The sequence below is a fragment of the Streptomyces sp. NBC_00237 genome, assembly GCF_026342435.1.
GTDB lineage: Bacteria > Actinomycetota > Actinomycetes > Streptomycetales > Streptomycetaceae > Streptomyces.
In genome coordinates, this window is the sequence record NZ_JAPEMT010000002.1 from 1,532,996 (window position 1) to 1,555,372 (window position 22,377).

19 protein-coding genes are annotated in these 22,377 nt (G+C 71.7%); 4 read left to right on the top strand and 15 right to left on the bottom strand.

Annotation, left to right across the window (positions count from 1 at the left end; genetic code table 11):
• Positions 1-112: 112 nt before the first annotated feature.
• The 8 genes from OG897_RS20605 to rimP all read right to left on the bottom strand — a co-directional run bounded on the left by OG897_RS20605 (position 113) and on the right by rimP (position 10,963).
• Positions 113-3,562 carry a trypsin-like peptidase domain-containing protein gene (locus OG897_RS20605; RefSeq protein WP_266658668.1) on the bottom strand — a complete coding sequence of 1,150 codons (3,450 nt, stop codon included), beginning with the start codon at positions 3,560-3,562 and terminating at the stop codon, positions 113-115.
• Between the two features lie 257 nt (positions 3,563-3,819).
• Positions 3,820-4,722, bottom strand: a complete 903-nt coding sequence (gene truB / locus OG897_RS20610; RefSeq protein WP_266658669.1) for a tRNA pseudouridine(55) synthase TruB — start codon at positions 4,720-4,722, stop codon at positions 3,820-3,822.
• Entirely contained in the window at positions 4,719-5,165 is a 447-nt protein-coding gene (rbfA, locus tag OG897_RS20615; RefSeq protein WP_266658670.1) for a 30S ribosome-binding factor RbfA, read from the bottom strand. Before rbfA ends, truB begins: the two co-directional genes overlap by 4 nt.
• A gap of 26 nt (positions 5,166-5,191) precedes the next feature.
• Positions 5,192-5,485, bottom strand: a complete 294-nt coding sequence (locus tag OG897_RS20620; RefSeq protein ID WP_266658671.1) for a DUF503 domain-containing protein — start codon at positions 5,483-5,485, stop codon at positions 5,192-5,194.
• 157 nt (positions 5,486-5,642) lie between these two features.
• The gene (infB, locus tag OG897_RS20625; protein WP_266658672.1) at positions 5,643-8,795 is read right to left on the bottom strand and encodes a translation initiation factor IF-2; all 3,153 of its coding nucleotides are present in this window, start codon (positions 8,793-8,795) and stop codon (positions 5,643-5,645) included.
• Between the two features lie 166 nt (positions 8,796-8,961).
• Positions 8,962-9,252 carry a YlxR family protein gene (locus OG897_RS20630; protein WP_266658673.1) on the bottom strand — a complete coding sequence of 97 codons (291 nt, stop codon included), beginning with the start codon at positions 9,250-9,252 and terminating at the stop codon, positions 8,962-8,964.
• Between the two features lie 131 nt (positions 9,253-9,383).
• Positions 9,384-10,436, bottom strand: coding sequence for a transcription termination factor NusA (nusA, locus tag OG897_RS20635; protein WP_266658674.1), 1,053 nt, complete (start codon positions 10,434-10,436; stop codon positions 9,384-9,386).
• A gap of 2 nt (positions 10,437-10,438) precedes the next feature.
• A complete protein-coding gene (rimP, locus tag OG897_RS20640; protein ID WP_266658675.1) occupies positions 10,439-10,963 on the bottom strand; it encodes a ribosome maturation factor RimP in 525 nt (174 codons plus the stop codon).
• Positions 10,964-11,117: 154 nt separating this feature from the next.
• On the opposite strand from rimP, the gene OG897_RS20645 reads away from it, so the two are divergent.
• The 3 genes from OG897_RS20645 to OG897_RS20655 are packed head-to-tail and all read left to right on the top strand — an operon-like array spanning position 11,118 to position 13,001.
• A complete protein-coding gene (locus OG897_RS20645) occupies positions 11,118-11,618 on the top strand; it encodes a hypothetical protein (protein ID WP_266658676.1) in 501 nt (166 codons plus the stop codon).
• A complete protein-coding gene (locus OG897_RS20650) occupies positions 11,615-12,058 on the top strand; it encodes a ferritin-like domain-containing protein (protein WP_266658677.1) in 444 nt (147 codons plus the stop codon). Before OG897_RS20645 ends, OG897_RS20650 begins: the two co-directional genes overlap by 4 nt.
• Before the next feature lie 31 nt (positions 12,059-12,089).
• Positions 12,090-13,001: an aminoglycoside phosphotransferase family protein gene (locus OG897_RS20655; RefSeq protein WP_266658678.1), complete on the top strand. Its 912-nt coding sequence runs from the start codon at positions 12,090-12,092 to the stop codon at positions 12,999-13,001.
• A 144-nt stretch (positions 13,002-13,145) separates the two neighbouring features.
• Here OG897_RS20655 and OG897_RS20660 read toward each other — a convergent pair whose 3' ends face one another.
• Positions 13,146-14,024, bottom strand: coding sequence for an NAD(P)-dependent oxidoreductase (locus tag OG897_RS20660; RefSeq protein WP_266658679.1), 879 nt, complete (start codon positions 14,022-14,024; stop codon positions 13,146-13,148).
• A gap of 141 nt (positions 14,025-14,165) precedes the next feature.
• Here OG897_RS20660 and OG897_RS20665 point away from each other — a divergent pair, with 141 nt between their 5' ends.
• Complete coding sequence (locus tag OG897_RS20665) at positions 14,166-14,765, top strand: TetR/AcrR family transcriptional regulator (RefSeq protein ID WP_266658680.1); 600 nt, start codon at positions 14,166-14,168, stop codon at positions 14,763-14,765.
• Positions 14,766-14,993: 228 nt separating this feature from the next.
• Here OG897_RS20665 and OG897_RS20670 read toward each other — a convergent pair whose 3' ends face one another.
• The 6 genes from OG897_RS20670 to dxr all read right to left on the bottom strand — a co-directional run bounded on the left by OG897_RS20670 (position 14,994) and on the right by dxr (position 22,372).
• Positions 14,994-16,688: a proline--tRNA ligase gene (locus OG897_RS20670; protein ID WP_266658681.1), complete on the bottom strand. Its 1,695-nt coding sequence runs from the start codon at positions 16,686-16,688 to the stop codon at positions 14,994-14,996.
• 118 nt (positions 16,689-16,806) lie between these two features.
• Positions 16,807-17,349, bottom strand: coding sequence for a GNAT family N-acetyltransferase (locus OG897_RS20675; RefSeq protein WP_266658682.1), 543 nt, complete (start codon positions 17,347-17,349; stop codon positions 16,807-16,809).
• A 23-nt stretch (positions 17,350-17,372) separates the two neighbouring features.
• Positions 17,373-18,221, bottom strand: coding sequence for a GNAT family N-acetyltransferase (locus OG897_RS20680; RefSeq protein ID WP_266658683.1), 849 nt, complete (start codon positions 18,219-18,221; stop codon positions 17,373-17,375).
• Positions 18,222-18,458: 237 nt separating this feature from the next.
• Positions 18,459-19,616, bottom strand: a complete 1,158-nt coding sequence (gene ispG / locus OG897_RS20685) for a flavodoxin-dependent (E)-4-hydroxy-3-methylbut-2-enyl-diphosphate synthase (protein WP_266658684.1) — start codon at positions 19,614-19,616, stop codon at positions 18,459-18,461.
• Positions 19,617-19,799: 183 nt separating this feature from the next.
• Positions 19,800-21,101 (bottom strand): RIP metalloprotease, encoded by a 1,302-nt coding sequence (locus tag OG897_RS20690; protein ID WP_266658685.1) that lies wholly within the window; start codon positions 21,099-21,101, stop codon positions 19,800-19,802.
• A complete protein-coding gene (gene dxr, locus OG897_RS20695) occupies positions 21,098-22,372 on the bottom strand; it encodes a 1-deoxy-D-xylulose-5-phosphate reductoisomerase (protein ID WP_266658686.1) in 1,275 nt (424 codons plus the stop codon). Before dxr ends, OG897_RS20690 begins: the two co-directional genes overlap by 4 nt.
• Positions 22,373-22,377 lie beyond the last annotated feature (5 nt).

A 22,377-nucleotide genomic window follows, 5' to 3' on the forward strand; every position in this document is an offset into this window, starting at 1 on the left:
ATGCCCGGCGCCGGCGCTGCGCATCGGTGCCTTGGATCGGGCCGGGGCTCCGGGCACGGGCCGGTGGCCGGATGCGGTCACCCCCGGGGCGCTGCTCCCGGACCCCCGCTCGTCAAACGCCGGAGGGGCTGGATTGTCCCAGCCACTCCGCCACCAGCCGGGCGAACCCCGGCACCTCCCTGGCCAGCGCCACGAGCCGCCGGTCGAAGCACGCCGCCCCCTCCGGCGTCCGCATCAGCAGCGCCCCCGCCCGCCGCACCAGCTCCCGCGTCCGCGCCGCCTCCCGCTCCTCCGCCCCGAGCGCCGCCGCCCTCAGCACGGCGTCCAGCACGGTGTGGTCCCGCTCCGGTCCACCGCCCGCGTACTCCTCGTGCTCCTCGTACTCCTCGTACTCCAGGAGTACGTCGAGGAGCTCGGCCCGCAGGGGTTCGCAGGCCGCTGTCCCGGGCGCGGCGAGGACCCGCGCCAGCGCGCTCCGCACCTCGCAGGGGCTCCCTCTGACCATCCCTCTGACCAGCGGAGACAACACGCCCCTTGCCCCCGGCCCGCTCTCCAGCCGCTCCTCCACGTACGCGGCGGCGTGCACCGCGCCCTCCGGCCGCCGCGCCACGTACTCCGCGACGAGTGCGGCCACCCGCCGGTCGAGCGCGGGCGTGTGCACGGCGGCCAGCGCACGCAGCACCTCCCCGGCCTGCGGCCCCGCCGAGTGCAGGGCGGTCCGCAGCGCGGCGAACACCGGCTCCTGATGCGTGGCGAGCGCGCTCACCAGCGCCGCCGCGGGCACCCTCGGCTCGCCCACCACGAACGCCGCCACCGCGCGCGGCAAGAACCGCGACCGGGACGCCGGATCGCGCACCAGCAGCGCGAGCGCCGCCCCGTGCAGGCTGAGGTCGCCGCCCCGGGCGAGGAGCGCCAGCGCGGCGAACCTCAGCAGCTCCCGGTCGGCCCCACCGGTGGCGTACGCGGCCACCACTCCCCCGTACGACGCCGCCGCGACCCGCCGCTCGGCCCGCCCGTCGTGCGCCCACCGGTCGACGGCCCGGCACAGCGCGGACGGCTCGTCGGCGGCGAGCACGTGCAGCAGCTCGTCGGCACGCGGATGCCCGGCCTGGACGAGCGTCTCCACGAGGTCGTCCAGCGCGAGCCCCCGATGGGTGTGCAGGAGGGCCTGGGCGACTTCGGCGACGGTGAGTCGGGCGGGCCCCGGAATCGGCCGGGTGTCGTCGAACCAGTCGCACAGCAGCACCTGCACCCGGCGTACGTCACCCACCAGGATCCGGGCGACCGAGTCGAGGTACCGGGGCGCGCTCCGGCCCTCCGGCGCTCCGTCCGCGGGCACCAGCACCCTGAGCAGATCGACCCGTTCGGCCTGATCGACCTCGATCCGCTCCCAGAACCAGGGCCCGAACCAGCCGAACCCGCCGAGCCCGTGCGGCCCGCCCTCCCGGAGGGACCGCTCGGTCACCGCCCGCGCGAGCTCCCGGAGCACGCAGGCGTACGGCCCGAGATCGGGCACCCTCAGAAGGCTCCCCGCAAGGAGCCGCGACCCCCACCACTGGGCGTCGGCGCTTCCCTCCCCTTCGAGAACACCCAACGCCGCGATCAACTCCCGCATCTGTGCGGCAAGTTGCTCGCAGCCGAAATGGCGCTCCAGCAGCAGCATGGCCTCGACGACGGGCCCGATCCGGTGCCGGGGCACGGGGAGGACACCTTTCAGCTCCTCCTGCGCCCGCACGGGTGCCGCCACCAGCCCTCCCACCGCCGACGCCAGGTCGAGGTGCGCCCCCTGCACCCAGTCCGCCACCTCCTCGTGCGCGAACCGGTACCCGCTCCCCGCGGGCACGAGCACCCCCTCCGTGAGCACCGCCGAAGCCCACCCCGTCCGCCACGGGAAGATCTCCTCGAAGGAGGCGCGGTCCACCTCCCCCTGCCCCGGCCCCAGACAGCGACGGGCCGCCTCGTGCACCCGCCCCGACACCTCCGCCGCCAGTCGCCGCACCGCCGTGCCCCGCACCGCAGGGCGCCGCGCGGCTGCCACCCGTACCGCCACCCGCAAACACACCAGGGCGAGGTACGCCTCGAAGACCTCCTCCCGGGTCGGGCACCCCGGCGCCGCCGCACCGCCCGGCAGCGCCGCCCGCACCTCCGCGAGGAGCCGCAGCGTCAGCGGGTGCCGCGCGTCCGCCTCCCGCAGCGCCCCGGCCTCGATCCCGTACCTCTCCCTCGCACAGGCCGCCTCCTCCTCGAAGAGGTCTCCGAGGTGCACCGCGCCGGACTCCGGATACAGGGCCCCCGCCTGCTCCCAGTGCTCCGGGCGGCAGCCGACCACCATCCGCGCCCCGTGCTCCCGCAGCCACCGCGCCGTCCCGGACGTCCACTCCGGGAGCCGGTGGGCCAGCACGGGCGGCATCTCCTCGGGCCCGTCGAGGAGTACGAGCAGCGAGCGGCCCGCCGCGTGCGCCAGCCGGGCCACCCGTTCGGGCGTGGCGACGGACATGTCGCCGGGGGTCCCCGAGGCGGCGACGATCCGCCCCGCCTGGGCGAGCGCCCGCCCCACCGCGTCGGCGACCGACCCGTCCGCGCCGTGCAGATCGGCCCCGCGCAGCCAGACCGTCGGAGCGGGTTCGGGGCCACGGGCGCGGCGGGCGGCGAGTGCGCGCAGTTCGGTGGTGCGCCCGGTGCCGGGCGTGCCGACGAGCCCGAGGACGTACGCCCCGCCCACCGTGAAGTCCGCGAACTCCCGGCGCGGACAGTCCCGTTCGACCGGGTCCTGCCACACGCTCGGACCGCCCACCGATCCCACCGAGGTTCCGGTGAGCTGCAAGGCTCCCGCGAGGTTGAGGTCCTCCCCGTAGGCGGGCACGGTCGCCGCGTTCCGCCGCAGCAGTTCCCCCAGCGGACCGTCCGTCTGGTCCCCGAGCGGTACGGCGAATCCGGCGGCCCGGTGCGTGTGGGGGGCGTCCCCTGCTCGAACGGAGCTGAGGGCCTGGGGGAGGAGGGACGTGCCCAGAACGGCCAGCACCGCCCCCGTCTCCGCGTCCAGCACCGGCCCCCCGGCCGCAGCCCCGCCCGGCCGCAGCGCGTCACTGCCCGCCGTGCCCATCGCCAGTTCCATCGCGGAGCCGAGCAGATGGAAGCGGTCCTTCGCCGGGTACGTCACCGGGGCCGCACCGAGCACCCTCGCCTCCCGCCACCCCCCGGCCGCCAGCCGTACGTACGTCCCGACGGCGATCTTCCGCCGCCCGGTCACCGGGAGCGGGCGCACACCGAGCCCCGAGGTGCGGACGAGGGCGAGCCCGGCCTCCGGGAGCGGGACGATGTCGTCGTGCTCGGCGAGGCAGGTGCGGTCGCCGGGGGCGTGCAGGACGAGCCCGGTCAGGCCGTCGACGGCCTCGTGGCTGGTGATGACGGTGCCTTGGTCGTCGGCGACGAAGCCGGTGCCGCGCGGCCGTCCGGCACGGTCGCGGATCCGTACCAGCACCACCGGCGGGGACGGCGGGACCGGCCCCGGCCTGCTGCCCGGCCGGGACCCGTCGTCCGGCCGAGTCCCGTCCGCCGCCATAAAGGAACACCCCCTGCCCACGACCGTAGGCAGAGGATGATCAGCGGCAGAAGAACGCCTGCCGAAAGCGCCCCCCGTCACTCCCCGCATTCACTCCGAGCGCCCGCTCGTAGGGGTGAAACTGCCGTGTGAAACGGACAGACCCCTCTACGGGGGAGAGCACGGGGGAGCGGGAGGGGATCGTGGAGCGGGCGGCGCGTCGAACGCCCGCTCCACGATGTCGCACCTCTCGCGATGCCTCGGACGCCTCAGGCTTCTCAGCCGAAGACGGCCAGGCTCTTGGCCTTGCCCTTCTGGTCCTCGACCAGGGCGAGGAAGCGCCCGTCGGGGCCGTACACGGCCACCGGGTTGCGCTCGTGCGCGGGCATGTCGATCCGTACGCCGTTCATGATCAGCCCGGCGCGCTTCTCGTCCACGTCCCAGCGCGGGAACGCGGCGGCCGCCGCGTCCGCGATCGGCATGACGGCCAGCGACTCCTGGTGCTGGTCCAGGGTGCGGGCCGCGTCCAGGCCGTACGGGCCGACGCGGGTGCGCCGCAGCGCGGTCAGGTGGCCGCCGACGCCGAGCCCGGCGCCGAGGTCGCGCGCGAGGGCGCGGATGTACGTGCCCGAGGAGCAGACGACGGAGACGACCAGGTCGACGACCGGCGTCCCGTCCTCCGCGACCGCGGGCCGCACGTCGTACACCTGGAAGGACGAGACGGTCACCGGGCGGGCCGGGATCTCGAAGTCCTCGCCCTCCCGCGCCCGCTTGTACGACCGCTTGCCGTCGATCTTGATGGCGCTGACCTTGGACGGCACCTGCATGATGGCGCCGGACAGCTTCGCGACACCCGCGTCGATGCCCTCGCGGGTGACGGCGGACGCGTCGGTCGACGTGATGATGTCGCCCTCGGCGTCGTCGGTGAGGGTGTCCTGGCCGAGCCGGATGGTGCCCAGGTACTCCTTCTCGGTCAGCGCGAGGTGGCCGAGGAGCTTGGTCGCCTTCTCGACGCCGAGGACCAGGACTCCCGTCGCCATCGGGTCGAGCGTTCCGGCGTGGCCGACGCGGCGGGTCTTGGCGATCCCGCGCATCTTGGCGACGACGTCGTGCGAAGTGAAGCCGGACGGCTTGTCGACAATGACAAGTCCGTCCGGCGTCTTCGTTACTGCTGTGCTCATACGGAGGCGTCGTCCTCGTCGTCACCGGGCTTCTTGTACGGGTCCGCGTCACCGGCGAACGTGGCGTCCGAGGACACCTCGCGCACCTTGGCGTCGGAGGCCCGCGCCTTGTCGAGCAGGCTCTCGATCGTCTTGGCGTTCTCCGGGAGGGCGTCCGCGACGAAGGTGAGGGTGGGCGTGAACTTGGTTCCCGCCGCCTGCCCGACCGCCGAGCGCAGGACGCCCTTGGCGCTCTGCAGCCCCGCCGCCGCGCTGGCACGGTCCTCGTCGTCGCCGTACACCGTGTAGAAGACCGTGGCCTCCCGCAGGTCACCGGTGACGCGGGTGTCCGTGATCGTCACGTGCGTCCCCAGACGCGGGTCCTTGACCCCGCGCAGGAGCTTCTCGGCGACGACCTGCTGAATGAGGTCCGCCAGCTTCTTCGCCCGAGCGTTGTCGGCCACTGGTCCTTCTCCTTGTGTGTTCTTGCTCAGTCTTCGTCACTGTGCAGCCGCCGCCGTACCGACAGCAACTCCACCTCGGGCCGGGCGGCCACCATGCGCTCGCACCGGTCCAGTACGTCTGTGAGGTGCCCTGTGTCGCCGGACACCATCGCAACCCCGATCTCGGCCCTGCGATGGAGGTCCTGGTCACCCACCTCCGCCACGCTGACCGCGAACTTGCGGTGCAGTTCGGCGACGATCGGCCGGACGACGGAGCGTTTCTCCTTCAGCGACCGTACGTCGCCGAGCAGGAGGTCGAAGGACAGAGTCCCCACATACATGTGTGTCCGGATGTCCCGCCGGTTCGGGTTCGTGTACCGCTGCCACTGCTTGGCAGGGACACAAGAACCGTACACGCAACGGCCGGGGCCGCTCGACGGAAATAATCTCCGCCGAGCGGCCCCGACCGATGGTGCTTACGGTGTCGCTACGCAGCTCTTAGCCGCGCGGCTTCTCCCGCATCTCGTACGTCGCGATGACGTCGTCGATCTTGATGTCGTTGAAGTTGCCGAGGTTGATACCGCCCTCGAACCCTTCGCGGATCTCGGTGACGTCGTCCTTGAAGCGGCGCAGACCCTGGATGTTGAGGTCCTCGGCGATGACCTTGCCGTCGCGGACGAGGCGCGCCTTGGTGTTGCGCTTGACCTCGCCCGAGCGGATGAGGACACCGGCGATGTTGCCGAGCTTGGACGAGCGGAAGATCTCGCGGATCTCCGCGGTACCGAGCTCGACCTCCTCGTACTCCGGCTTGAGCATGCCCTTGAGCGCTGCTTCGATCTCCTCGATGGCCTGGTAGATCACCGAGTAGTAGCGGACGTCGACGCCCTCGCGCTCGGCCATCTGCTGTGCACGGCCGGCCGCACGGACGTTGAATCCGATGACGATGGCGTCGGAACCCGTCGCCAGGTCGATGTCGGACTCGGTGACCGCACCCACACCACGGTGCAGGACGCGGATGTCGACCTCGTCGGAGACGTCGAGCTGGAGCAGCGAGGACTCAAGAGCCTCCACCGAACCGGACGCGTCACCCTTGATGATGATGTTGAGGTCCTGCACCAGACCGGCCTTGAGGGCCTCGTCCAGGTTCTCCAGGGAGAACCGGACGCCACGGCGGGCGAACGCCGCGTTCCGCTCACGAGCGGCACGCTTCTCGGCGATCTGACGAGCCGTGCGGTCCTCCTCGACGACGAGGAAGTTGTCGCCGGCGCCGGGGACATTGGTGAGACCCAGCACCAGGACGGGGGTCGAGGGACCCGCTTCCTGCACGTTGTTGCCGTTGTCGTCGAGCATGGCGCGGACACGGCCGTAGGCGTCGCCCGCGACCATCGTGTCGCCGACGCGGAGGGTACCGCGCTGGACGAGGACGGTGGCGACAGCACCACGGCCCTTGTCGAGGTGGGCCTCGATCGCGATGCCCTGTGCGTCCATCTCGGCGTTCGCCCGGAGGTCGAGCGAAGCGTCCGCGGTCAGGATGACCGCTTCCAGCAGGGCCTCGATGTTGAGGCTCTGACGGGCCGAGATGTCGACGAACATCGTGTCGCCGCCGTACTCCTCCGCCACCAGACCGAACTCGGTGAGCTGACCGCGCACCTTGGTCGGGTCGGCGCCCTCGACGTCGATCTTGTTGACCGCGACGACGATCGGGACACCGGCGGCCTTGGCGTGGTTGAGCGCCTCGATCGTCTGCGGCATCACACCGTCGTTGGCCGCGACCACGAGGATCGCGATGTCGGTGGACTTCGCACCACGGGCACGCATGGCGGTGAACGCCTCGTGACCGGGGGTGTCGATGAAGGTGATGGCGCGCTCTTCACCGTTGACCTCGGTGGCGACCTGGTACGCACCGATGTGCTGCGTGATGCCACCGGCCTCGCCCGCAACGACGTTCGTCTTGCGGATCGCGTCCAGAAGGCGGGTCTTACCGTGGTCGACGTGACCCATGACGGTCACGACCGGCGGACGGGACACGAGCATGTCCTCGCCGCCCTCGTCCTCGCCGAACTCGATGTCGAAGGACTCGAGAAGCTCGCGGTCCTCCTCCTCCGGGCTGACGATTTCGAGGATGAAGTTCATCTCGTCGGCGAGCAGCTTGAGCGTCTCGTCGGAGACGGACTGCGTGGCCGTCACCATCTCGCCGAGGTTCATCATCACGCCGACCAGCGAAGCCGGGTTGGCGTTGATCTTCTCGGCGAAGTCGGTGAGCGAGGCACCGCGCGACAGGCGGACGGTCTGTCCGTTGCCGCGAGGCAGCATCACGCCGCCCACGGACGGGGCCTGCATGGCCTCGTACTCCTGGCGCCTCTGACGCTTCGACTTGCGACCACGACGCGCGGGACCGCCCGGACGACCGAAGGCGCCCTGCGTGCCACCACGTGCGTTGGGACCGCCGGGACGGCCGGCGAAGCCGGGACGTCCACCGCCGCCGCCACCGGGACGACCGGCGAAGCCGCCGCCGCCACCGCCGCCGGGACCGGCCGGACGGCCTGCGAAGCCGCCGCCACCGCCGCCGGGACGACCGGCGAAGCCGCCGCCGCCACCGGGACGACCAGCGCCGCCACCCGGACGACCAGCGCCGCCACCGGGACCGCGACCGCCGCCACCGGGACCGCCACCAGGACGGGGACCGGCAGCCGGACGCTGCGGCATCATGCCCGGGTTCGGGCGGTTACCGCTGGGGGCACCACCCGGACGCGGAGCGCCGCCCTGCGGGCGGGGCATGCCACCGGGGCTCGGACGGCCTGCGCCGCCCTGGCCGCCCTGCGGACGCGGAGCGCCGCCGGGGCCGCCCTGCGGACGCGGGGCGCCACCGGGCGCACCGGCACCGCCGGGACGCGGTGCGTTGCCGCCGGGACGGGGCGCCTGCGGGCGCGCCATGCCGGTGGAGCCACCCGAGGTGAAGGGGTTGTTGCCGGGGCGGGGACCCGAGGGACGGGCACCACCGGGGCGCGGGGCGCCCTGACCGGCCGGACGTGCGGGGCGGTCGCCGCCACGCTCGCCACCACGGTTGTCACGCTGACCACCGTCACGCTGGCCGCCGTCGCGCTGACCGGCCGAGGGGGCCGGACGGGCGGGGGCGGGACGCGGGCCGGGGGTGGCGCCCGCGGGACGCGGGGCCTGCTGCGGGGTCTGCGGCTGCGCGGGGGCAGGCGCGGAGAACTCGGCCTGCGGCACCGGGGTGACCGGGGCAGGCTTCGTGACGGGCTTGGGGCCCGGACGCGGACCGGCGGCAGCCGGGGTCGCGGCGGGGGCCGTGGGCTCGCTCTTGGGTGCCTCGGCGGCGGCCGGCTTGGGGGCCGGTGCACCGGGCTTGGGGGCGCCGGGGCGGGGAGCCGCCGGTGCCGCCGGGGTTGCCGCGGAAGGTGCCGCGGGCTTGGCAGGCGTCGCCTTGCGGGGCGCGCCGGGCTTCGCTGCGGACTTCCCGGCGTTGCCGCCAGGGCCCTGCAGTGCGTCAGTCAACTTGCGTACAACCGGCGCCTCGATCGTCGAGGACGCCGAACGGACGAATTCACCAAGTTCTTGGAGCTTGGCCATGACGACCTTGCTCTCAACACCGAACTCCTTGGCGAGTTCGTATACCCGGACCTTAGCCACTTCGCTCCTTTTAGGTCCGGGTTGAACGCCGGACCGTCGCTACTTCATGGGCGTACTCATCGCGTACTCATCGAGTGCTCATCGCAATCTCGACCTACTTCCAACTCGCGAGGTACCTGACCGCACGGGGACCCGTGCCGTTCACTTCTTGCAGATCACTGCTGTCCTACTGTGTTGCCTGCCCGGCACGGTGCGCCACGTATTTCTCCAGCGACGCGGTGTCGAGCGGACCCTGGCCCCGGAAGGCCCGGGGAAACGCCCGGCGGCGGACCGCCAGGTCGTAACAGGCAGAGGCGGGGTGTACGTACGCACCCCGGCCGGGCAGCGTACCGCGTGGATCGGGGACGCATTCACCCTCGACCGTCACGATGCGCAGCAGATCGTTCTTGGCCGCTCGCTCCCGGCAACCCACACAGGTTCGCTCAGGGCATGCGCCGGTATGCGTTTGGCCAGACACGACTAAGTCTACCTCCCCGCACCGACCTCACCCCTTTGGGGCAAGGATCGAAAGCCTGCTCGTTCAAGTTCGGTCCGAAAAACGATGTGGCCCGGGTCTCACCCGGGCTCACACCACCGCCTGCGGCTCACTCAGCCTCGGTCGTCCCGACGGTCACGGCCTTCACCGTTGTCCCGGCGGTACTCGCCCGGCTCCTCGCCCTCGCCGAGCTCCTCGGTGTCGGGGCGGATGTCGATGCGCCAGCCGGTGAGGCGGGCGGCCAGGCGCGCGTTCTGGCCCTCCTTGCCGATGGCGAGCGACAGCTGGTAGTCCGGCACGGTCACCCGGGCGGAGCGCGTCGACATGTCGACGACCTCGACCTTGGAGACGCGGGCCGGGGACAGGGCGTTGGCGACCATCTCGGCCGGGTCGTCGGACCAGTCGACGATGTCGATCTTCTCGCCGTGCAGCTCCGCCATGACATTGCGCACACGGCTGCCCATCGGGCCGATGCAGGCGCCCTTGGGGTTGATGCCGGAGCGCGTCGAGCGGACCGCGATCTTGGTGCGGTGACCGGCCTCGCGGGCGATGGCCTCGATGACCACCGAACCGTCGGCGATCTCCGGGACCTCCAGCGCGAAGAGCTTCTTCACCAGGTTGGGGTGGGTGCGCGAGAGGGTCACGGAGGGACCCCGGACGCCCTTGGCCACCCGTACGACGAACGTACGAAGGCGCAGGCCGTGCGTGTACTCCTCGCCGGGGACCTGCTCCTGCACCGGCAGGATGGCCTCCAGCTTGCCGATGTCCACCAGCACGTTCTTGGCGTCCATGCCCTGCTGGACGACGCCCGTGATGACCTCGCCCTCCAGGCCCGCGAACTCGCCGAAGGTCTGGTCGTCCTCGGCGTCGCGCAGACGCTGGAGGATGACCTGCTTGGCGGTGCTGGCGGCGATCCGGCCGAAGTCGTCCGGGGTGTCGTCGAACTCCTTGGGCTCCTGGCCCTCTTCGAGGTCCGCCGGGTCCTCCTTCACCCACACCGTCACATGGCCGTTCTCACGGTCCAGCTTGACGCGGGCGCGGCGGAAACTGCCGTCCGTGCGGTGGTAGGCGATGAGGAGGGCCTGCTCGATCGCCTCCGCAAGCTGGTCGAAGGAGATCTCCTTCTCCTTCGCCAAGCCCTTCAGAAGCTTCACGTCGATGTCCACGGCTACGCCTCCTCTTCCTTCTCGTCGTTCACGATCTTCTTGTTCTCGTCGTCCTTGCGGTTGAACTCGACCTCGACGCGGGCCTTCGCGATGTCGGCGAATTCCACGCGGCGGGCGGTGGGCTTGCGCCCCTTCACGCCCGGCACTTCCAGGTCGAGTCCGTCCTCGTCCACGACGAGGATGCGGGCGATCAGCTCGGCGCCGTCGTTCAGCTGGAGCTTGGCGAGGCGGCCGGTGGCCCGTACGTAGTGGCGGTGCTCCGAGAGCGGGCGGTCGGCGCCCGGGGAGCCGACTTCGAGGACGTACTCCTCGTCGCCCATCGCGTCGGTCTCGTCGAGCTTGTCGGAGATGGCGCGGCTGACCTCGGCGCACGCGTCGAGCTCGACGCCCTCCTCCGAGTCCACGACGACCCGCAGCATGCGGCGCCTGCCCGCCTTGGACACCTCGATCTCTTCGAGGTCCAGGCCCTGGGCGGCGACCAGCGGTTCCAGCAGTTCGCGCAGCCTGTCGCTCTGGGTGGTGCTCATCCGGGTGACTCCTCGGCCGCGTGTGCTGTTGTCTGTTTCGTCGTGTGTCAGGTCAAAGGGTATCCGGTCCGAAGGGGTGTTGCCGTCCGTCCCGCACCCGGCGAAGGTACGCTCGCCTGCGGTGATCACCCGGGGACCGAGGGAGACGGAACAGTTGCGCACGCCCACCACTCGCAGACGTGCGCTGGCCTTGAGCGGGGCCGCCGCAGCGGGCCTGCTGGCCGGCTGCTCGAACACAGACGCCCCGTCCGGTTCTTCCGGTACGCAGACTTCCGCGGCGGCGGGCAAGGCCGCCGCCCGCATCCGGGGGGCGGCGACCCGTACGAGCGCGGACCTGCTCGCCCACTACGACGCCGTACTGAAGAAGCACCCCGCCGAGGCGGGGCGGCTGAAGCCGCTGCGCGAGGAGGTCGCCCGGCAGGCTCAGGTGCTGCGCGGCGCGACGGGCCGCGCGACCGCCGGGAGCGCTCCCGTGACGGTGGCCGCCGAGCCGGGGGCCGCGGTGAAGGAGCTGGCCGACGCCGCCCGGCGGGCCTCCGACGCGCAGCTGGCCGCCGTGGACCGGGCCACCCCGGAGCTGGCCCGGCTGCTGGCGTCGGTGGCGGCCTCGGGTGCCGTACACGTGTACCTGCTGGACGACGGGGGCTCGAAGTGACGCGGGACGCGCTCGACGCGGTACAGGCGGCGCTCGCCGCCGAGCATGCGGCTGTGTACGGGTACGGAGTGGTGGGCGGCCGGATCGGCGGCAAGCGCCGCACCGAGGCCAAGGAGGCGTACGACGCGCACCGCTCGCGGCGCGACGCGCTGGCCCGCACGGTGGGTGACCTGGGCGGGAAGCCCGTGGTCGCGGAGGCCGCCTACGCGCTGCCGTTCCCGGTGCCGGAAGCGGTGAGCGCCGCGAAGCTGGCCGCCGTACTGGAGGACCGGGTGGCCGGGGTGTACTCGGACCTGGTGCGCGCGGCCGAGGGCCCGCTGCGCCGGGAGGCGGCCGGGGCCCTGCGCGAGGCGGCGGTGCGGGCGGCCCGCTGGCGGGGCAGCAGCGTAGCCTTTCCTGGGCTCGCCGAACTGACCACTTCGGCACGCGAAGGCGTGTGAGCCCTGGGAATCGAAGGAGAACACCCCACCTATGGCTTTCGAACCGCCACAGCGCCTGGTGAAGGCGCTGGGCGAGGCGTACGGGGAAACGGTGGCCGCCGACTGGCTCGGGCGGGCTCCGTCGCTGGCTCAGGAAGCCCTGGAACGACGGGAGTTGACCTTCGAGCGGGTCATGGCGCCGGGCGGCCGGAGCAGCGTGGTGGTGCTGGTGCGCCGCGCGGACGGCACGCAGGCCGCGCTGAAGCTCGTACCCGAGGAGGCGCACCCGGAGCGGGAGCGGGCGGCGCTCGCGCACTGGAACGGGTGGGGGGCGGTCCGCCTCGCGGACGACCTGCTCGCGGACGGCCCGGTGGAGCCCGGGGCGCTGCTCCTGGAACGCCTGCACTGCGAGGTGTCGCTGCGGTCGCTGCCGGAGGCGAAGGCACTCCTTGAGGCGGCGGGGACGGTACGGAAGCTGTGGGTGGCCCCTGCGGTCGGGCACCCCTTCGAGACGGTGGCGGAGCGCACCCAGCGGCAGTCCGAGCCGATGCGCGAGGCCCCTTCCGACCTGCTGCCCCTGGTGGACGCGGCTCTCGCGGCGCGCGACGAACTGGTCGCCTCCTCCCCCGAACTCCTGCTGCTGCACGGCAACTTCCGGCAGGGCAAGGTGCTGGGCGGCGACCGTACGCCGTGGCTGGCGGTCGGTCCCGATCCGCTGGTCGGGGAGCGTGCGTACGACCTGGCGCGTCTCGTACGGGACCGGATCGACGACCAGATCGCGACGGCGGCCGGGGCTCCGGCGACGCGCCGCCGGGTCAACCGGCTCGCCGACTCCCTGGACGTGGACCGGGAGCGGCTGCACGGCTGGACGCTGTTCCGGGCGGTGGAGTCGGGGACGCGGGCGATGGCGGCGGGGCGGCGGCAGGACGGCGAGATGCTGCTGGAGTTCGCGAGCTGGCTGTAGGCGCCGGGGCTGCTGACACGTGAGGGCGGGCGGGGCGAGGGCGGGCGGGGTGTGCGCACACCCCGCCCGCCCTCACGTGTTCCGCGGGTCAGGTCCCGCAGGTCAGGTCCCGCAGGTCAGGTTCTGCGGGTCAGGTTCTGCGGGTCAGGCGCCCTTGGTGAAGACCTCCACCAGGCTGGTGAGGCTGTTCTCGGAGTGCCCGGCGGCGGCGCCGCGCCGGAAGGTCTCCAGGACGGCGGCGGGGAGCGTGGGGTCGACCCCCGCGGCCTTGGTGGTGTGCAGGACGTGGTCGATGCTGGCGATGCCCATGGACAGCCGCTCCAGCTCGCCGCCGTTCTCACCCGCGTCGACACGGGGCGTGTAGTGGGCGAAGAAGCCCGGCATGGTGCCCATGACGTCGGTGGCGTACGGCAGGAGGTCCTCGGCGGTGATGCCGTTGGCGCGGGCCACGGCGAGGGCGTGCAGCCAGCTGGTCAGGCCGGTCCAGAACATGTCCATCTGGAGCTGGTAGTAGAGCGCTCCGAGGCCCGGGTCCTCGCCCTTGTAGTCGGCGCGGGTGAGGACTTCGAGAACGTCCTTGTGCTGCTCGAAGACGTCCTTCGGGCCGCTGTAGTACGTGTACATCTCGGGGTCGCCGATGCTGGTGGGCGGGGCGCCGACGCCACCGGTGAGGTGCTGCGCACCGTGCGAGGCCGCCCACTCGGCGGCTTCGCGGGCGCGGTCGGGGGTGTCGGAGCTGAGGTTGACCAGGACGCGGCCGGACAGGGCGGCGGTGGCGGCCTCGGACTCCAGGAGTGCGTACACGGCGTCGTAGTCGGTGAGGCTGAGGATGCTCAACTCATTGGCGGAGAGCGCCTGTTCGATGCTGTCGGCGCGGTGCGCGCCTCGGGCGACGAGCTCGTCGGCGCGGCTGGGGGTGCGGTTGAAGACGGTGACGCGGTAGCCCGCGTCGAGGTAGGCGGCGGACATGGCGCGGCCCATCGGGCCGAGGCCGATGACGGTGACGGACTTCTGCGTGGTCATAAGGGTGCCCTGTCGTGAGGTCCAGACCCTTGAGGTCTAGAACGAACGCTCTATCTGGTGGAGATGGGAAGAACGTAGCACGGACTAGAACGAACGCTCTACCCAGGCTGAAAAGAACGCTCTACTCGGTACGATCGCGGGGTGAAGAAGAGGCCAGAACCCCAGCACTCCGACGCCCTCGGCACCCGGGAGCGCATCGTCCGGACGACGTCACGGCTGATGCAGCGCCAGGGCTACCAGGGCACCGGCATCAAGCAGATCGCCCGCGAGGCACAGGCCACGCTCGGCTCCGTGTACCACTTCTTCCCCGGCGGGAAGCAGGAGTTGGGCACGGTTGCCGTGCGGCACGGGGACGAGGAGTTCGCGGACATCCTGGAGAAGATGCTCGCCGCCGAGGACGATCCGGCGACGGCCGTCCTCGTCCTGACGAAGGTGCTCGGGGAGGGCTTGGAGGAGTCGGACTGGCTGGACGGGTGTCCGGTGACGTCGACGGTCGTCGGCACGGCCGTGGACTCCCCCGGCATCCAGGAGGCGGCCGCGGAGGCGTTCGCGCACTGGCGGAGTCTGGTGGCAAAGGCGCTGCTGCGGGCGGGCTTCGGCGAGCGGGACGCGGTGGAGCTCGCGTACACCGTCGTCAGCGCGCTGGAGGGCGCGGAGATGGCCGCCCAGGTGGCCCGCAGCACGGAACCCCTGGAGGTCGTGGGGCGGCACCTGGCACGGCTGATCACGTCGTATCGCTGAGGCCGGTCAGGGGCGCGGGGCCGTATCGATGTGCGGCTCCGCCTCGTGAGATCGATGTGCGGCTCCGCCGCGTGCGCGCGACCGGTCGCGACGCACCCGTAGATGACCCGCAGGCCCCGCGCAGCCGCGCGCACGTTCCGGCTCCGTACGGGCAGCTCCGTACGGGCACGGCCCCGTACTCCTTCGAGGAGTACGGGGCCCTGCCGTCGAACCGTGCGGATCAGGCCGTCAGGCCGTCAGGCGGGCGATGGCCTCCTCGACCGTCAGTTCCTCGCGCTCGCCGGTGCGGCGGTCCTTGAGTTCCAGGACGCCGTCGGCGGCGCGGCGGCCCGCGACCAGGATCTTCGGGCAGCCGATCAGCTCGGAGTCGGTGAACTTCACGCCGGGCGAGACGCCGGGGCGCTCGTCGACCAGGACGCGCAGACCGGCCGCGCCCAGCTTCTCGGCGACCTCGACGGCCAGCTCCGTCTGGAGCGCCTTGCCCGCCGCGACGACGTGCACGTCGGCCGGGGCGATCTCGGCGGGCCAGGACAGGCCCTTGTCGTCGGCGGTCTGCTCGGCGAGGGCGGCCACGGCGCGCGAGACGCCGATGCCGTACGAGCCCATGGTGACGCGGACCGGCTTGCCCTGCTGGCCGAGGACGTCCAGGGAGAAGGTGTCCGCGTACTTGCGGCCGAGCTGGAAGATGTGGCCGATCTCGATGGCGCGGTCCAGCTTGAGGCCGGTGCCGCACTTCGGGCAGGGGTCGCCCTCTTCGACGACGACCACGTCGAGGTAGTCGTCGACCTCGAAGTCGCGGCCCGCGACGACGTTCTTGGCGTGGGTGTCGACCTTGTTGGCACCGGTGATCCAGGCGGTGCCGGGGGCGACGCGGGGGTCGGCGATGTAGCGGACCTTGGCGAGGCCCTGCGGGCCGACGTAGCCCCGTACGAGGTCGTCGCGGCCTTCGAAGTCCTCGGCGGTGACCAGCTCGACGACGGCGGGGGCGAGGTGCTCGCCCAGCTTGCCGAGGTCGACCTCGCGGTCGCCCGGGACGCCGACGGCGACGATCTCGCCGTCGACCTTGACCAGGAGGTTCTTCAGGGTCGCGGAGGCGTCGACGCCGAGCTGGGCGGCGAGGGTCTCGATGGTGGGGGTGTCGGGGGTGGCGATGTCCTCGGCGGCGGGGTGCGCCGAGCCGTCGACGGCCTTCAGCCCGAAGGTGACGGCCTCGGTGTTCGCGGCGTAGTCGCAGTTCGGGCAGTCGGCGAAGGTGTCCTCACCGGCGGCGGCCGGGGCGAGGAACTCCTCGGAGGCCGAGCCGCCCATGGCGCCGGAGACGGCGGACACGATGCGGTGGTCCAGGCCGAGGCGGTTGAAGATCTTGATGTACGCCTCGCGGTGCAGGCGGTACGACTCGGCGAGGCCCTCGTCGGTGGTGTCGAAGGAGTACGAGTCCTTCATCTGGAACTCGCGGCCGCGCAGCACGCCGGAACGGGGCCGGGCCTCGTCGCGGTACTTCGTCTGGATCTGGTAGAGCATCACCGGCAGGTCCTTGTAGGACGTGCACTGGTCCTTGACCGTCTGGGTGAAGATCTCCTCGTGCGTGGGGCCCAGGAGGTAGTCGGCGCCCTTGCGGTCCTTGAGGCGGAAGAGGAGGTCGCCGTACTCCTCCCAGCGGCCGGACGCCTCGTACGCCTCCTTGGGGAGGAGGGCGGGCAGCAGGACCTCCTGCGCGCCGATGGCGTCCATCTCCTCGCGCACGACGCGCGAGATGTTGTCGAGGACCTTCTTGCCGAGGGGCAGCCAGGTCCAGATGCCGGCGGCGTTGCGACGGACGTAACCGGCGCGGACCAGCAGCTTGTGGCTGAGGGTCTCGGCGTCCGCCGGGTCGTCACGCAATGTCTTGACCATCAAACGGGACATGCGCTGGACCTGGGCCATGGTGAACTCCTGCTCGGAAGGGTGGTGTCAGGAGGTTAGCCGGGGGGTGGGGGCGGGCGGAAATCGGTTCCGGGGTCGCCCGGGGGCCGCCAGGGCCGGACCGCCCGTGGCGGGGCCCCTACCCGCGCCGCAGCAGCGGCAGCGGAGCCCCCATCACCGCGTACGGCCTCGGGGCGCTCGGGAAGAGCACCTGCTCGGCCAGGTCCACGTACCCCAGTGACCGGTACAGCGCCCGCGCCGGGCTCTCGATGTCGATCGCCGACAGGATCGAGCGCGGTTGCGGGGCCGGGTCGGTGAGCGCCGTGATGAGGGCGCGGCCGATGCCGCGGGCCTGGAAGTCGGGATGGACGTGGAGTTCCGTGATCACGAAGGAGTCGTCGAGCCAGCCGTCCCGTCCGTACCTGCGCAGGTACGGCTCGACGACGGTGGACCACCAGTGCGTACGGTCGTTGGGCATGCCGTACACGAAGCCGACGAGGCGGCCGTCGGGGGTGGTCGCGCCGAGCGCCCGGGCGCCGGGGCTGGTCATGTGGCGGAGCACGATGTGGCGTCGTACGCCCACCTCGTCCGCGCCGAGTCCGAAGGCGAGCGCCTGCACGGCGAGCGCCTCGTCGACGTGCTCCGTGAGGTCCAGGGGGCCGATGGCTGCTTCGTCCGTCATGGGCGAACCCTAGCCGCCGGCGGTCAGAAGAGGACGCTGGTAAAAGCGCCGACCTCGCGGAAGCCGACCCGGCGGTACGAGGCGCGGGCGGGGGTGTTGAAGTCGTTGACGTAGAGGGAGACGACGGGGGCGACGTCGGCGAGGGCGTAGCGGAGCACGGCGGTCATGCCCGTGACGGAGAGGCCCCGGCCGCGGTGTTCGGGGGCGACCCAGACGCCCTGGATCTGGCAGGCGGCGGGGGTGGCCGCGCCGATCTCCGCCTTGAAGACGACCTTGCCGTGGTCGTCGAGGCGGGCGAAGGAGCGGCCCGCGCCGACCAGTTCGGCGACGCGCGCCTGGTAGAGGAGGCCGCCGTCACCGGCCATCGGGGAGACGCCGACCTCTTCGGTGAACATGGCGATGCACGCGGGCATGATCGTTTCCATCTCGTCCTTGCGGATGCGGCGGACGAGGGGGTCGGGGGTGATGTCGGCGGGGAGCTGCTCGGCGACCATCACGGGCTGGTGGGCGCGGACCTCGCGGGCGGGGCCCCAGCTCGGTTCGAGGAGCCGCCACAGGAGGGACGTGGCCTCGGCGGGGCCGACGATGGAGGAGCAGCGGCGGCCGGTGCGGCGGGCGCGGTCGGCGAAGGCGCGGACGGCCTCGTCCGTGGCGCAGATGGGGACGAGGTTGGCGCCGGAGTAGCAGAGGCTGCGGAGTCTGCCGGACTCGTACCAGCCCCACATCTCGCCGCCGAGCCGCCAGGGGTCGAGGCCCGCGACCTGGACCCGGGAGGTCACGAAGGCGTTGTTGACGGGCTCGCTCTCCAGCAGGGCGAGGGCCTCGCCCAGGTCGCCGGGTGCGAGGACGCGGCAGGTGGTCGTCGTCAACACGTGGAGTGCCTCACCGTACGGATCGCTGATCTCCGCACTGTACCCGGGACGTTCGAAAGCACCCAGCCGGACCGAAAAGCCGTGCTCGCGGGCGCGGACGGCAGGGGGCGGGGAGGGGCGGCGCGGACAGGAGCGGCGCCCCGCCCGCCCCGGACGACGACCCTGCCGACAGCGCTCGGGAAACGCGCGTGCCCCGCGTTCCGGCGGGAACGCGGGGCAGGCGGGGGCCGCCGGGAGCTACTTCCCGATCGCGACCGTCGGCTCGCCGGAGGGGACGCCGTCCCTCTCCATCTGCTCGGCGATCTTCATGGCCTCTTCGATGAGGGTCTCGACGATCTTCGATTCCGGGACGGTCTTGATGACCTCGCCCTTCACGAAGATCTGGCCCTTGCCGTTGCCGGAGGCGACGCCGAGGTCGGCCTCGCGGGCTTCGCCGGGGCCGTTGACGACACAGCCCATGACGGCGACGCGGAGGGGGACCTCCATGCCTTCGAGCCCGGCGGTGACTTCCTCGGCGAGCTTGTAGACGTCGACCTGGGCGCGGCCGCAGGACGGGCAGGAGACGATCTCCAGGCGGCGGGGCTTGAGGTTCAGGGACTCCAGGATCTGGATGCCGACCTTGATCTCCTCGACCGGCGGGGCGGAGAGGGAGACCCGGATGGTGTCGCCGATGCCCTCGGAGAGGAGGGCGCCGAAGGCGACGGCCGACTTGATGGTGCCCTGGAAGGCGGGGCCCGCCTCGGTGACGCCGAGGTGCAGGGGGTAGTCGCACTGGGCGGCGAGCTGGCGGTAGGCGTTGACCATCACGACCGGGTCGTTGTGCTTGACCGAGATCTTGATGTCGCCGAAGCCGTGCTCCTCGAAGAGGGAGGCTTCCCAGAGGGCCGACTCGACGAGGGCTTCGGGGGTGGCCTTGCCGTACTTCTTCAGCAGGCGGGCGTCGAGGGAGCCCGCGTTGACGCCGATGCGGATCGGGGTGCCGGAGTCCTTCGCGGCGTGCGCGATCTCCTTGACCTTGTCGTCGAACTGCTTGATGTTGCCCGGGTTGACGCGGACTGCCGCGCAGCCCGCGTCGATCGCCGCGAACACGTACTTCGGCTGGAAGTGGATGTCGGCGATCACCGGGATCTGCGACTTCTTCGCGATCGTGGCGAGTGCGTCGGCGTCGTCCTGGGTCGGGCAGGCGACGCGGACGATCTGGCAGCCGGACGCGGTGAGTTCGGCGATCTGCTGGAGCGTCGCGCCGATGTCGGACGTACGGGTCGTGGTCATCGACTGCACCGACACGGGTGCGTCTCCGCCGACCGCCACGGTGCCGACCTGGATCTTGCGGCTGATCCTTCGGTCGGCGAGCTTCGTCGGAACGGCGGGCATTCCGAGAGAAATTGCAGTCATCTGCTGTGCAACCCCAAGTGTGGATCTAAGTGTGCCGAGATCGTGCCCGAGATCGGCGGACTCCGGTCTTCGAGCGTACGTCACCCCGAAAGAGCCGAATACACCACGTCGACAAATCCACTCAATGGAGACCAGAAACCGGCACCCCGGGAGGGGCGCCGGTGACGGGGGGCGACTGCGGGGTCAGGAGATGCGGACGGGGTTGACCACGTCGGCGATCAGGACCAGCACGGTGAAGCAGATGAAGATGCCCGCGACGACGTACGCGACGGGCATGAGCCTCGCCACGTCGAAGGGGCCGGGGTCGGGCCGCTTGAAGACCTTCGCCAGGTTGCGGCGGAGGGACTCCCAGAGGGCGCCGACCATGTGGCCGCCGTCCAGCGGGAGCAGCGGCAGCATGTTGAAGAGGAACAGGGAGAGGTTGAAGCCCGCCACCAGGGTGAGCATGAAGCCGATGGTGGTGTCGGTGGGCAGGCCCAGACCCATGATCTCGCCGCCGACGCGGGCGGCTCCGACGACGCCCATCGGGGAGTCCGACTTGCGCTCCTCGCCGTTGAACGCCGCGTTCCACAGGTCCGGGACCTTGGAGGGCAGCGCGATCAGGGAGTCGACGCCGGACTGGAACATGACGCCCATCTGGTCGATGGACTCGCCGAAGGTGAGGGGCGTGATGGCGACGCCGGGGCCGAAGCCGAGATAGCCCGCCTCGACGTACTCGCCCTTGACCGGGTTGCCGTCGGCGTCCTTCTTGAGGACCTTGTTGGTGCCGACCGTGGTGGTGAGGACCTGCTGCTTGCCCGCGCGGTCGACGGTGATGCTGACCTCGCCGCGGGAGGCGCGGATGCGGTCGGAGAGGGCCGCCCAGTCGGTGACGGGCTGCCCCTGGAAGGCGACGATCCGGTCGCCCTTCTTCAGGCCCGCTGCCTTGGCGGGCGACGGCGGGTCACTGTCCCGGCAGGCCCGGTCCTCGCTCTGGGAGACGACGCAGGGGACGACGTTGTCGACGGTGGTCGTCTGCTTGTTCTGGCCGATGACCATGAACACGCCGAGGAAGAGCACGAAGGCGATGATCAGGTTCATGAAGGGACCGGCGAACATCACGACGAAGCGCTTCCACGGCTTGCGCGTGTAGAAGAGCCGCTCCTCGTCGCCGGGCTTCAGCTCTTCGTACGCCGCCGAGCGGGCGTCCTCGATCATGCCGCGCCACGGCGAGGTGGAGCGGGCCTCGATCCGGCCGTCGGCGCCGGGCGGGAACATGCCGATCATGCGGATGTAGCCGCCGAGCGGGATGGCCTTGATGCCGTACTCGGTCTCGCCCTTGTGCCGCGAGAAGATGGTGGGGCCGAAGCCGACCATGTACTGCGGGACGCGGATGCGGAAGAGCTTGGCGAAGGAGAGGTGGCCGAGCTCGTGCAGGGCGATCGAGACGAGCAGCCCGACGAAGAAGATGACTATCCCGAGGACCGTCAACAGGAATTGCGTCATGCGCGAGCCTCCGCCGTTGCCTTCTTCTGTGCCTTTTCACGGGCGTGTGCCAGTTCACGGGCGCGGGCCCGTGCCCAGTTCTCTGCTTCCAGGACGTCCGCGAGCGTGAGGGAAGTTCCCGACGCGGGAGTTCCGTGTTCGGCCACCACCTCGGCGACCGTATCCACGATTCCTGTGAACGGCAGCCGTCCCGCGAGGAACGCGTCGACGCATTCCTCGTTCGCGGCATTGAACACCGCCGGGGCCGTGCCCGCGAGCGTTCCGACCTGACGGGCGAGTCCCACCGAGGGGAAGGCTTCCGTGTCGAGGGGGAAGAACTCCCAGGTGGAAGCCTTGGACCAGTCGAAGGCGGGGGCCGCGTCCGGCACCCGTTCGGGCCAGCCGATACCGATCGCGATGGGGCCGCGCATGTCCGGCGGGGTGGCCTGGGCGAGGGTCGAGCCGTCGGTGAACTCGACCATGGAGTGCACGTACGACTGAGGGTGCACGACGACCTCGATGCGGTCGAAGGGGATGTCGTAGAGGAGGTGCGCCTCGATGACTTCCAGGCCCTTGTTGACGAGCGTCGCGGAGTTGACGGTGATGACCGGGCCCATCGCCCAGGTGGGGTGGGCGAGCGCGTCCTCGCGGGTGACGCCCGCCAGCTCCGCCTTCGTACGCCCACGGAAGGGGCCGCCCGATGCGGTGACGACGAGCTTGCGGACGTCGGCGCGGGTGCCTCCGGCGAGTGCCTGGAAGAGCGCGGCGTGCTCGGAGTCGACCGGGATGATCTGGCCGGGCTTCGCCAGGGCCTTGACCAGGGGGCCGCCGACGATGAGGGATTCCTTGTTGGCCAGCGCCAGGGTGCGGCCCGCCTTCAGGGCGGCGAGCGTGGGCGCGAGACCGATGGAACCCGTGATGCCGTTGAGGACGGTGTGGCAGTCGGAGGCCGCGAGGTCGGTGGCGGCGTCGGGTCCGGCGAGGATCTCGGGGAGCGGGTCCTTCCCGTACCGGGCGCGCAGCGCCTCGCGCAGGGCGGGGACCGCCTCCTCGCGGGCGACCGCGACCATACGGACCCCCAGCTGCCGGGCCTGGTCGGCGAGCAGGCCGACCTGGGAGCCCGCCGCGGAGAGCGCGGTGATGCGGAAACGGTCGGGGTTGCGCTGCACCAGGTCGATGGCCTGCGTGCCGATCGACCCGGTGGAACCGAGGACCACGACGTCGCGCGGCCCTTCGGTCACGGCTCCGTAGCGGAGGTGCGGGTCGGCGAGAGGGGCTGGACTGTCGGTCATCCCCC